The sequence below is a fragment of the Pseudomonas sp. ANT_J28 genome (assembly GCF_008370005.1).
GTDB lineage: Bacteria > Pseudomonadota > Gammaproteobacteria > Pseudomonadales > Pseudomonadaceae > Aquipseudomonas > Aquipseudomonas frigoris.
In genome coordinates this window covers 34,401-45,791 of sequence record NZ_VOBM01000036.1, presented here as the reverse complement: position 1 = coordinate 45,791, position 11,391 = coordinate 34,401, and the positions used below count along the sequence as shown (strand labels likewise).

11 protein-coding genes are annotated in these 11,391 nt (G+C 58.9%); 2 read left to right on the top strand and 9 right to left on the bottom strand.

All coding sequences use genetic code 11. From position 1 onward, the window contains the following. Window positions 1–103: 103 nt before the first annotated feature. The 6 genes from acpP to FQ187_RS22435 form a co-directional block, all read right to left on the bottom strand. Window positions 104–340: an acyl carrier protein gene (gene acpP, locus FQ187_RS22460; protein WP_003442511.1), complete on the bottom strand. Its 237-nt coding sequence runs from the start codon at window positions 338–340 to the stop codon at window positions 104–106. Between the two features lie 191 nt (window positions 341–531). Then, window positions 532–1,275, bottom strand: coding sequence for a 3-oxoacyl-ACP reductase FabG (gene fabG, locus FQ187_RS22455; RefSeq protein WP_095132058.1), 744 nt, complete (start codon window positions 1,273–1,275; stop codon window positions 532–534). Between the two features lie 16 nt (window positions 1,276–1,291). Continuing rightward, a complete protein-coding gene (fabD, locus tag FQ187_RS22450) occupies window positions 1,292–2,230 on the bottom strand; it encodes an ACP S-malonyltransferase (RefSeq protein ID WP_149631154.1) in 939 nt (312 codons plus the stop codon). A gap of 125 nt (window positions 2,231–2,355) precedes the next feature. Then, window positions 2,356–3,366 (bottom strand): phosphate acyltransferase PlsX, encoded by a 1,011-nt coding sequence (gene plsX, locus FQ187_RS22445; RefSeq protein WP_149631153.1) that lies wholly within the window; start codon window positions 3,364–3,366, stop codon window positions 2,356–2,358. Window positions 3,367–3,370: 4 nt separating this feature from the next. Further along, complete coding sequence (gene rpmF / locus FQ187_RS22440) at window positions 3,371–3,553, bottom strand: 50S ribosomal protein L32 (RefSeq protein WP_008152339.1); 183 nt, start codon at window positions 3,551–3,553, stop codon at window positions 3,371–3,373. A 13-nt stretch (window positions 3,554–3,566) separates the two neighbouring features. Beyond that, entirely contained in the window at window positions 3,567–4,094 is a 528-nt protein-coding gene (locus FQ187_RS22435; protein WP_004371317.1) for a YceD family protein, read from the bottom strand. A 106-nt stretch (window positions 4,095–4,200) separates the two neighbouring features. Here FQ187_RS22435 and FQ187_RS22430 point away from each other — a divergent pair, with 106 nt between their 5' ends. Beyond that, window positions 4,201–4,779 carry a nucleoside triphosphate pyrophosphatase gene (locus tag FQ187_RS22430; protein WP_149631152.1) on the top strand — a complete coding sequence of 193 codons (579 nt, stop codon included), beginning with the start codon at window positions 4,201–4,203 and terminating at the stop codon, window positions 4,777–4,779. A 59-nt stretch (window positions 4,780–4,838) separates the two neighbouring features. On the opposite strand, the gene sppA is transcribed toward FQ187_RS22430, so the two are convergent. The 3 genes from sppA to rluC are packed head-to-tail and all read right to left on the bottom strand — an operon-like array spanning window position 4,839 to window position 7,464. Beyond that, window positions 4,839–5,828: a signal peptide peptidase SppA gene (gene sppA / locus FQ187_RS22425; RefSeq protein WP_129437458.1), complete on the bottom strand. Its 990-nt coding sequence runs from the start codon at window positions 5,826–5,828 to the stop codon at window positions 4,839–4,841. Window positions 5,829–5,852: 24 nt separating this feature from the next. Next, entirely contained in the window at window positions 5,853–6,515 is a 663-nt protein-coding gene (locus FQ187_RS22420) for an HAD-IA family hydrolase (protein WP_149631151.1), read from the bottom strand. Continuing rightward, window positions 6,502–7,464, bottom strand: coding sequence for a 23S rRNA pseudouridine(955/2504/2580) synthase RluC (gene rluC, locus FQ187_RS22415; RefSeq protein ID WP_046049069.1), 963 nt, complete (start codon window positions 7,462–7,464; stop codon window positions 6,502–6,504). The genes FQ187_RS22420 and rluC overlap by 14 nt, the downstream gene beginning before the upstream one ends. Before the next feature lie 700 nt (window positions 7,465–8,164). Here rluC and rne point away from each other — a divergent pair. After that, a complete protein-coding gene (gene rne, locus FQ187_RS22410; protein ID WP_149631150.1) occupies window positions 8,165–11,332 on the top strand; it encodes a ribonuclease E in 3,168 nt (1,055 codons plus the stop codon). Window positions 11,333–11,391 lie beyond the last annotated feature (59 nt).

The following is an 11,391-nucleotide window of genomic DNA, read 5'->3' as shown; positions in this document are numbered from 1 at the left end:
TCTCCTTTTTCAAATGACGACTTTGCATCAGGCCTAAAGAAAAAACCGCACGCCGTGATGGCAGTGCGGTTTTTCCATGACAGCAAGCAACGATTACAAGCTATTAAGCCTGGTGGTTAGTAACGTAATCGATTGCGGCTTGTACAGTAGTGATCTTCTCAGCTTCTTCGTCAGGAATTTCGGTCTCGAATTCCTCTTCCAGAGCCATCACCAGCTCAACGGTGTCAAGGGAGTCGGCACCCAGGTCTTCAACGAAGGAAGCAGTGTTGACCACTTCTTCTTCTTTAACGCCCAGTTGCTCAGCAACGATTTTCTTGACGCGCTCTTCGATGGTGCTCATACCTTGTTTTCACTCCTAATGGACAAATTCAGGCAGCTGGCCAGTGGGTAAGTGTATAGAAAGACTTTTCAGTTTTTCAACTGAAAGCTTCACTCCTCAAACCCGACGACCCTCTGCCTATAAATAGATTGCAGCTTTATAACGGATTTTAGACAGCTCGTATGACATTTTTTTGAAGCGATCCGTCACATTTAACTCATGTACATCCCGCCGTTCACCGGGATTGTAGCCCCAGTAACGTAAGCCGCACCGTCGGATGCAAGAAAAGCGACCACAGACGCGATCTCTTGAGCTTGCCCCAGACGGCCCAGCGGAATCTGCGTCTGCAAGGCTTCACGCTGTGCCTCGGGCAGTTCGCGGGTCATATCGGTGTCGATGAACCCAGGGGCCACCGAGTTTACCGTAATCGAACGCGAACCGACTTCACGCGCCAGTGAACGGCTGAAACCTTCCAGACCGGCCTTGGCGGCTGCGTAGTTTACTTGGCCTGCGTTGCCCATGGCACCCACAACCGAGCCAATACTGATAATTCGTCCCCAACGGGCTTTGGTCATACCGCGCAAAACGCCCTTGGACAGGCGGAACAGACTGTTCAGGTTGGTATCGACGACGTCATGCCATTCGTCATTTTTCATGCGCATCATCAGATTATCGCGGGTGATACCGGCATTGTTGACCAGGATCGCCGGCGCACCGAACTGCGATGTAATGCTCGCCAATACTGCAGCAACGGATTCGTCGCTGGTGACATTGAGTTCCAGGCCAGTGCCTTGAATCCCGTTTTCCTTCAGGGTTGCCGCAATGCGCTCGGCACCCGAGGCAGACGTCGCGGTGCCGATAACGATGGCGCCCTGACGACCCAGTTCCAGGGCGATAGCCTGGCCGATACCGCGGCTCGCGCCAGTGACCAGTGCAACTTTACCTTGCAGACTCATGCAGGCTTCTCCTGATTCAAGCCAGCGCTGCGCGAGCGGCAGCGAAGGCGTCGGGGGTATTGAGGTTGGATGTCGACACGCCTTCGGCGCAACGCTTGTTCAGGCCAGCCAGCACTTTGCCTGGGCCGCATTCGACCAATTGGGTAGCACCTTTGGCGGCCAGCGCCTGAACCGATTCGACCCAGCGTACAGGCTTGTAAAGCTGCTCAAGCAGATCGCGCTTGAGGGTTTCCAGATCGGCCGGCACATTGGCGCTGACGTTCTGAACCACTGGAATCTGCGGCGCCTGCCAGTCGATCGCTGCAATCGACTCGGCGAAACGCTCGGCTGCCGGACGCATCAGCTCGCAATGGGACGGCACGCTGACCGGCAACGGCATGGCGCGCTTGGCGCCACGAGCCTTGCAGCCTTCGATGGCGCGCTCGACCGCTGCCTTGGCACCGGCGATGACCACTTGGCCAGGGGAGTTGAAGTTGACCGCACTGACCACTTCGCCTTGCGCCGCTTCGGCACAGGCTGCCAGCACATCAGCATCGACCAGACCGAGAATGGCGGCCATGCCACCCTGCCCGGCCGGAACGGCTTCCTGCATCAACTGACCACGGCGCTCAACCAGCTTCACCGCGTCGCCCAGGCTCAGACTGCCTGCGGCAACCAGAGCGCTGTATTCGCCCAGGCTGTGACCGGCAACATAAGCCGGACGCGCGCCGCCTTCAGCCAGCCACAGACGCCACAAGGCAATCGAGGCAGTCAGAATGGCCGGCTGGGTTTTATCGGTTTGATTGAGTTGCTCTTCCGGCCCTTGCTGGGTCAGTGCCCACAGGTCGTAACCCAGAGCATCGGAAGCTTCTTTGAATGTGTCGAGGACAACCGGATGTTGCGCGCCCAACTCGGCCAGCATGCCGAGGGACTGCGAACCCTGTCCCGGAAAGACGAATGCGAGGGAAGCAGACATGTAACAAGCCCCTAATGATCTTGTCGTCGGAGAATTGACGTCCCGCTTGGGGGACGCAAGAAACTGACAGTTGGATGGCAAATTGAACTGAGCGGTCACATTTAAGCATTGTCCGACGAAAACGCCTAAAGCAACAAATCCTCAAGACGACCGTGAATGCGTTCCGGCAGGTTTTCCTGGATCTCGATCAAGGCGCGCTGAATCGCACTCTGGAAGCCCTGAACCCCCGCCGAGCCATGGCTTTTCACCACAATCCCCTGCAACCCGAGAAAGCTTGCGCCGTTATGCCGCGCAGGCGCCAGATCAGCTTGCAAGCGCTTCATTAGCGGCAATGCCAGAGCACCGACCACTTTCGACGCAAGGTTTTTCTTGAACAAGGCTTCGATGCGCGCGGCAATCATGGTCGCCAGGCCTTCGCTGGATTTGAGCAGGATATTGCCGACAAAACCGTCACAGACCACCACATCCGCCTCGCCACGGTACACACCGTCACCTTCGACAAAACCGATGTAATTGATGCCACGAGCACGCTGCAACAAGGTGGCCGCCAGCTTGACCTGCTGATTACCCTTGATGTCTTCGGTACCGATATTCAGCAGCGCCACTCGCGGACGAACGATGCCCAGGGTTTCCGCCGCCACCGACCCCATCACAGCGAACTGCAACAGATGCTCGGCGCTGCAATCGACATTGGCGCCCAGGTCGAGCAACTGGCAATAACCCTTCTGCGTCGGAATCGCCGCCACCATCGCCGGACGATCAATGCCCGGCAAGGTCTTGAGCACGAAGCGCGACAACGCCATCAGCGCACCGGTATTGCCAGCGCTGACGCAGGCCTGGACCTTGCCATCTCGCAGCAACTCCAGCGCCACACGCATCGACGAGTCGGGCTTGCCGCGCAGGGCCTGAGCAGGTTTTTCGTCCATGGTGATGACTTCGGACGCCGGCGCGATCGACAGACGCGAGCGATCCACAGCCGATTGGCCAGAGAGCAATTCTTCAAGAAGGGAGGGTTGACCGACGAGGGTCAAGTGCAGCGAGGGCGTAGCAGACAGGCAAGCAAGGCTGGCCTGAACAATGCTGCGGGGACCGAAGTCCCCGCCCATTGCGTCAATCGCGATGACTTGAGCAGACAAGTGATTACTCGTCAGCGCCCTTGTCGATCACTTTACGGCCACGGTATACGCCTTCTGGCGATACGTGGTGACGCAGGTGAATTTCACCGGTGGTTTTTTCTACAGACAGAGTGCTTGCCGTCAGGGCGTCGTGCGAACGACGCATGTCACGGGCAGAGCGGGATTTTTTGTTCTGCTGAACAGCCATAATTGATTAACTCCTAAACGTTTGGGTCACGCTTTAACTGCGCCAATACACTGAACGGGTTGGACCGCGTTACCTCGTCCTCGCTCGGTTCGGGCTCATCGAGACCCGCCGGCTGCTGGCATTCTTCCGGATGATGAGCAGGCACAATGGGCAAGGCGAGCAGAAGCTCCTCCTCGATCAGTGACTGCAGATCCAATGGATCTTCGCCCAGTTCCAGCACGTCATAACCTTTCGGCAACGACTGGGTATTCGCACCCTCCTTCACCACAGCATAACTGCATTCGCTGTGGATCGGCAGGGTGACCAGCTCAAGACAACGCTGGCAAACCATTTTGACTTCGGTGTCGATAAAACTGTGGATTACCACAGACTTACGTTCATCTCGTTCAAAAACGAATTTAGCCTGCACCGTACCGACAGTGTCGGAAAGCGGGTCGCAGAGTCTCTCCAAATCGGCCAGCAGCAGTTCACCTTGAAGGGTGGTGCCACGATCAGCCAATTTGCGCGGGTCAACGTGAGGTGGAATCGGGTCATTCAACATAGGCGCAGCATTATAGGGATGCCCCCAGCCATGTCAAAGGAAATTCAGCCCTGTCCGTCACTTGCAAGCCTCCGCTAGAATTCGCGCCTGTCTTCTGGAGATGCGCATGCTGCCTTTATTACTCGCTTCAAGCTCGGTTTATCGCCGGGAATTGCTGGCCCGCTTGCAGCTGCCGTTTATCTGCAGCTCGCCGGACATTGACGAAAGCCATCGTCCGGACGAGTCCGCCATCGAGCTGGTCAAGCGCCTCGCCGAGGAAAAAGCACGTGCGTTGGCCAGCAGCCATCCCGCTCATCTGATTATCGGCTCCGATCAGGTCGCGGTGCTTGGCGAACGGATTATCGGCAAACCGCACACCTTCGAAAAGGCCCGCGAACAATTGTTGGCTTCGAGCGGTGCCAGCGTGACCTTCTTCACCGGCCTGGCGCTGCTCAACAGCCAGACCGGTGAATGCCAGGTCGACTGCGTGCCGTTCACCGTGCACATGCGCACGCTCGACACCGCACGCATCGAACGCTACCTGCGCGCCGAACAGCCCTACGATTGCGCTGGCAGCTTCAAAGCCGAGGGTTTGGGGGTGAGCCTGTTTCAAAGCACCGAAGGCCCTGACGCCACCAGCCTGATCGGCCTGCCATTGATTCGCCTGGTGGACATGCTGCTGGCCGAAGGCGTGCAGATACCTTAAAGATCTTTTGACTTTAAAAAAACCGGCAAAAAGCCGGTTTTTTTTATGCAGCCATAGAATCAGCGCAACGAAGGCCCCTGGAAGCCCATCCACATCGCAAGATGCTCAGCCACGCTGGCACCGAGTTTTTTCGAGAAGCGATCGAACGGCGATTCCTGAACAGTGAAGTCCACCAGCTCTTTCTCGCCAATGACATCACGGGCCACCGAACTGGCATTGCCCAGGCCATCGATCAACCCCAGCGGCAGCGCCTGCTCGCCCGACCAGACCAACCCGGAGAACAACTCTGGATGCTCCTTGTCCTTGAGGCGGTCGCCACGACCTTTCTTGACGCTGCTGATGAATTGCTGATGAGTGGTATCGAGCACACCCTGCCAGAACTGAGTTTCTTCAGGCTTCTGCGGCTGGAACGGATCGAGGAACGATTTGTGCTCGCCGGAGGTGTAAGTGCGACGCTCGACACCCAGCTTCTCCATCGTCCCGACAAAGCCATAACCGGCCGCCGTCACACCAATGGAACCTACCAGGCTCGCCTTGTCGGCGTAGATCTGATCTGCCGCGCTTGCGATGTAATAAGCACCGGAAGCGCCCAAATCCGAGATCACCGCGTAAACCTTGGTATCCGGATGCAGGCCGCGCAAACGGCGGATCTCGTCATAGACGTAGCCCGACTGCACCGGACTGCCGCCCGGACTGTTGATTCGCAGGATGACACCTTTGACCTTCTCGTCCTCGAACGCTGCACGCAGGCTGCCGACGATGTTATCAGCGCTGGCAGGCTCCTTGTCGGCGATCATGCCGGTCACGTCGATCAGCGCGGTGTAGGTGCCACTGCGAGTGGCGGCTTTTTCCATGTCCATCAACGGCGTGAACAGGATCAACGCGCCAAACAGGTACACAAAGGTCAGCAGCTTGAAGAAAATCCCCCAGCGACGGGACCGGCGCTGCTCCTGCACGCCAGCTAGCAGGGTCTTTTCCAGCAGCTTCCAGCTTTTCTCGTCACCGCTCTCTGCGCTCGCCTTGGCGGGAGCTTTCCATTCGTCGGTCATGACATCTACCCCAGCAAAAACCTATTAAGCCCGCTGACTCAGCCAGGCATGCAATTCTGAAAAACGATCAATGGCCAGTGCCGGCTCGAACAACTTCAACGCTTCGATCGATTGCGCGCCATAGCTGACGGCCACCGAATCCATGCCGGCGTTGCGCGCCATCTGCAAGTCAAAGGACGAATCGCCCACCATCAGCGCCTGCTCCGGGCGAACCTCGCAGTGAGCGAGGATCTGCTCGAGCATCAGCGGATGGGGTTTGCTGGCGGTTTCGTCGGCCGCGCGGGTGATATCGAAATAATCTTCCCAGCCGTGAGACTTCAGCACCCGATCCAGTCCGCGACGGGCCTTGCCGGTCGCGACCGCCAAGTGATAACCCTCAGAACGAAACGCTTCCATCGACTCGACCACACCCTCGAACAACGGCGAGGGGACTGCCTCCGAAGCGATGTAGTGATCCGCATAATGCTCACGGAATGCGACCAGTTCGGCATCGCTGATTTGCGGATACAACGTGCGAATCGCTTCCGGCAGACCCAGACCGATGATGCCTTTGACGGCACAATCATCGCGCAACTGAAAACCGGAGCGCTCGGACGCGACATGCATCGACTCGACAATCCGACCAATGGAGTCGGCGAGAGTGCCGTCCCAATCGAAAATCAGCAGCTTGTAATCAGATGGGTGCACTCAGGCGCTCCACGGTTTTGGCCCACATCTCGTCGACCGGCGCCTGCAACTTCAGTTCACCACCATCCGGCAGTGGCACGGTCAGCATGTAGGCGTGCAGGAACAGGCGCTTTCCGCCTAGGTCCCGAATCTCTTTGCTGAAGCCTTCATCGCCGTACTTGGTGTCACCGGCAATGCAATGTCCGGCGTGCAAGGTGTGGACGCGGATTTGGTGAGTCCGGCCGGTAATCGGCTTGGCTTCGATCAGGGTGGCAAAGTCGCCAAAACGACGCAGGACCTTGAACACGGTCACGGACTCCTTGCCCTCCTCCTCGTCGACCTCGACCATACGCTCGCCGGAGCGCAGATTGCTCTTGCCGAGCGACGCTCGGACTTGCTTGATCGAGGCCGCCCAGTTGCCGCGAACCAGCGCCATGTAGCGCTTATCGACGCCATCGCCGCGCAATGCCGTATGCAAGTGACGCAGCATGCTGCGCTTCTTGGCGATCATCAGCAGGCCGGAGGTGTCACGGTCGAGACGGTGAACCAGTTCGAGCTCCTTGCAATCGGGACGCAACTGACGAAAGGCTTCGATCACCCCGTAAGTCAAGCCGCTGCCACCGTGGACCGCGATGCCGCAAGGCTTGTTGATCACGATCAACGCCTTGTCCTCGAACACAATCGAGGCTTCGAGGCGCTGCAGCAGGCCTTGTGCCAGCGGCACCGGCTCGTCGCGCTCAGGTACGCGAACCGGCGGCACGCGCACGATATCGCCCGCCTGCAGCTTGTATTCGGGCTTGATCCGACCTTTGTTCACTCGCACTTCGCCTTTGCGCAAAATGCGGTAAATCAAAGTCTTGGGCACGCCTTTGAGCCGAGCGAGAAGGAAGTTATCAATACGTTGGCCGGCATATTCCGGCGAGACCTCCAGCAGTTGTACGGCTGGGGTCGAAGGGGCAGTAGTCGTCATGGCGCGAATGATAACAATTTTTTATGGAATTGAAGCACTTAATCATTGCTGCTATAGTCGCGAACGCCGCCAAAAGTGGCCTGGACAGCGGACTAACGGTCAAAAACCGGCCCTGACCAACGCAATTCACGAGGACGAGAGGCCGTCCTACGGGGCTTTCGCTACGAAACGGTAGAGTTTGCAGTTGTAACGAGCGCAGGTGACATGAGGCCTGAAGCATGCCGCAAAGCAGAGTTTTCACTCGCCTTGCGAGCAAATATTCACGGCCAGTTCACAAAGTGCAGTCAGCTACGAACAACCCCGAGCGAACGCTTCGGAAACAACGCCTAAATTAGCCATGATGCGTGACCTCCCCTTTCGGAGCTCACGGTAAATGCCAACCCGCTGCGGATTCTGCGCGCGGCAGCACCCGAATTATCAGGGATACGTGTAGGGTGGAGATGCACAACCGCTGGACTGTGTAGCAATAGGCTTTATCAAGACGCTTCATCTCGTCCACAGCCGCTGGTTGATTCCTCCTCCTGACTGAGTGCTTAAGTAGCCACAGCAAGCAGGACGCGTACGTCGCGACGCCGGCCCAATTGGTCGGGGTTCGCTAGACACTGGAGTGTCCAACCACTCCTGACGCACCTGACACCGACCATGAGAAGTCGTGTGTGCCGAACGCCGTTTCCGGCAGCCCGGAAACCGACGGTACTACATGAAAAGAATGCTGATTAACGCAACTCAACCCGAAGAGTTGCGTGTTGCACTGGTAGATGGCCAACGCCTCTACGACCTGGACATCGAATCCGGTGCACGCGAGCAGAAAAAGGCCAACATCTATAAAGGCCGGATTACTCGCATCGAACCAAGCCTTGAGGCTGCCTTTGTCGATTTCGGCTCCGAGCGCCACGGCTTCCTGCCCCTCAAAGAAATCTCCCGCGAATACTTCAAGAAAGCCCCCGAAGGCCGCGTCAACATCAAGGACGTCCTGAGCGAAGGCCAGGAAGTCATCGTTCAGGTCGAAAAAGAAGAACGTGGCAACAAGGGCGCAGCCCTGACCACCTTCATCAGCCTGGCCGGTCGTTACCTGGTTCTGATGCCGAACAACCCGCGTGCCGGCGGTATTTCCCGTCGCATCGAAGGTGAAGAGCGCAACGAACTGCGTGAAGCCCTGAACGGCCTGGTTGCCCCAGCCGACATGGGCCTGATCGTTCGCACTGCCGGCCTGGGCCGCAGCAGCGAAGAAATGCAGTGGGACCTCGACTACCTGCTGCAACTCTGGACCGCCATCAAAGAAGCCTCGCTGGATCGCTCCGCGCCGTTCCTGATCTATCAGGAAAGCAACGTGATCATCCGCGCCATCCGCGATTACCTGCGCCAGGACATCGGCGAAGTGCTGATCGACAGCGTTGAAGCCCAGGACGAAGCCCTGACCTTCATCCGCCAGGTGATGCCGCAGTACGCCAGCAAAATCAAGCTGTACGAAGACAGCGTTCCGCTGTTCAACCGTTTCCAGATTGAAAGCCAGATCGAGACCGCTTTCCAGCGCGTCGTTGAATTGCCTTCCGGTGGTTCCATCGTTATCGATCCGACCGAAGCCCTGGTGTCCATCGACATCAACTCGGCGCGCGCCACCAAAGGCAGCGACATCGAAGAAACCGCTCTGCAGACCAACCTTGAAGCCGCCGAAGAAATCGCTCGTCAGTTGCGCTTGCGCGACATCGGCGGCCTGATCGTCATCGACTTCATCGACATGACCCCTGCCAAGAACCAGCGCGCCGTGGAAGAGAAAGTCCGCGAATGCCTGGAAGCCGACCGCGCTCGCGTGCAAGTCGGTCGCATCTCGCGCTTCGGCCTGCTGGAAATGTCCCGTCAGCGCCTGCGTCCATCCCTGGGCGAAAGCAGCGGCATCGTTTGCCCGCGTTGCAACGGCACCGGCATCATCCGTGACGTTGAATCGCTGTCGCTGGCGATTCTGCGCCTGATCGAAGAAGAAGCACTGAAAGACCGCACTGCCGAAGTTCGCGCACAAGTGCCGATTCCGGTCGCCGCGTTCCTGCTCAACGAAAAACGCAACTCGATCACCAAGATCGAACTGCGCACCCGTGCCCGCATCGTCATTCTGCCGAACGATCACCTCGAAACGCCGCACTTCGAAGTTCAGCGTCTGCGCGATGACAGCCCGGAAGCCGCGGTCGGCCAGTCCAGCTACGAAATCGCTGCTGCCGCTGCCGAAGTCGAAGAAGTCCAGCCAGCCGCTGCGACCCGCACCCTGGTTCGCCAGGAAGCCGCGGTCAAGACTGCTCCGGCCCGCGCCAACGCTCCGGTTCCGACCGAAGTCGTCGCTGCCGCACCTGTTGCCGCACCGGCCGCCGCGCCAGAGCCAAGCCTGTTCAAAGGCCTGGTGAAGTCGCTGGTCAGCCTGTTTGCGACCAAGGAAGAGCCTGCCGCTCCGGTGGTGGTTGAAAAACCGGCCGCCGAACGTCCGGCCCGCAACGAAGAGCGTCGCAACGGTCGTCAGCAGAGCCGCAACCGTAACGGTCGCCGCGATGAAGAACGCAAGCCTCGTGAGGAACGTGCACCGCGTGAAGAGCGCGCACCACGTGAGCCACGCGAAGCCCGCGAAGAAGCTCCAGCAGTCGCCCAGGAACGCGCTCCACGTGCCCCTCGTGAAGAACGTGCACCGCGCGCTCCTCGCGAAGATCGCAAGCCACGTGCCGATCGTGAAGAGCGTCCGGTTCGTGAACTGCGTGAGCCTCTGGATGCCGCTCCGGTCGCCGCTGCTACCGCTGAAGAACGTCCAGCCCGTCAGCCACGTGAAGAACGTGCTCCACGCCCACCGCGTGAAGAACGTCAGCCACGTGCCGAGCAAGCCGCTGCCGCAGTAGCTGAAGAAGAGCTGGTTACCAACGAAGAGCAACTGCAGGAAGACGGTCAGGAAGGCGCCGAAGGCGATCGTCCACGCCGCCGCTCCCGTGGCCAGCGTCGTCGCAGCAACCGTCGCGAGCGTCAACGCGATGCCAACGGTAATGTGATCGAAGGTTCGGAAGAATCCGAGTCCGCCGAAGGTAACGAAGCTGCCGAAACCAACGAAGCGCCAAGCGCTGCCGATCTGGCTGCCGGCCTGGCTGTTACCGCAGCCGTTGCCAGCACCGTGATCAGCGCTCCAGCCGAAGCACAGGCTAACGAGCAAGCCGAACGCGCGACTGCCGCCACCCTGGAAACTGCTCCAGTGGAAGCGCCAGTGGTTGAAGCAACGACTCCGGTCGAAGCCACCGCCGCTCCGGAAATCGAAGTCGCCCCGGTTCGTGAAGAACAGCCTGTATTTGAAGCTGCCGCTGAGCCAGTGGTTGCCGCAGAACCGGTTGTCGAAACATCCACCGAAACAGTGACCGAAGCTGTCCGTGAAGTTCGCGAAGAGCAAACCGCGTTCAACTGGGTTGCCGAGCCAGCCGCCGTCGAAGCGCCAGTAGCCGAGGCCATGGTGTCCGAGCCAGTGGTTGCTGCTGCCGAGCCTGCTCCGGTGGTTGAAGCACCGGTTGTTGCCGAAGTGGCTGCACCGGAAGTCGAAGCCGCCCCTGTCAGCGCCCTGACGCCAAGTGGCCGTGCGCCGAACGACCCACGTGAAGTGCGTCGCCGCAAGCGTGAAGCCGAGCGTCTGCAGAAAGAAGCCGAACTGGCTGCCGCTGCTGCTCCGGCTGCTGTCGAAGCTGCACCGGTTGTCGCTGAAGTCGTCGAGGCAGCACCTGCCCCGGCTGCTGAAGTCTCTGCTGCCGAACCCGTTGAATCAGTGATCGACGAAGCACCGCGCTCCGTTCAGGAAGCGGTAGAGCAACACGAGCAAGCCCTGGAAAAAGAACACGAGCCTAAACCTCTCGTCTGATTCCATCGGCCACTAAAAAGCCCCGCCTGGTGATCCAGGCGGGGCTTTTTTATGCCCGT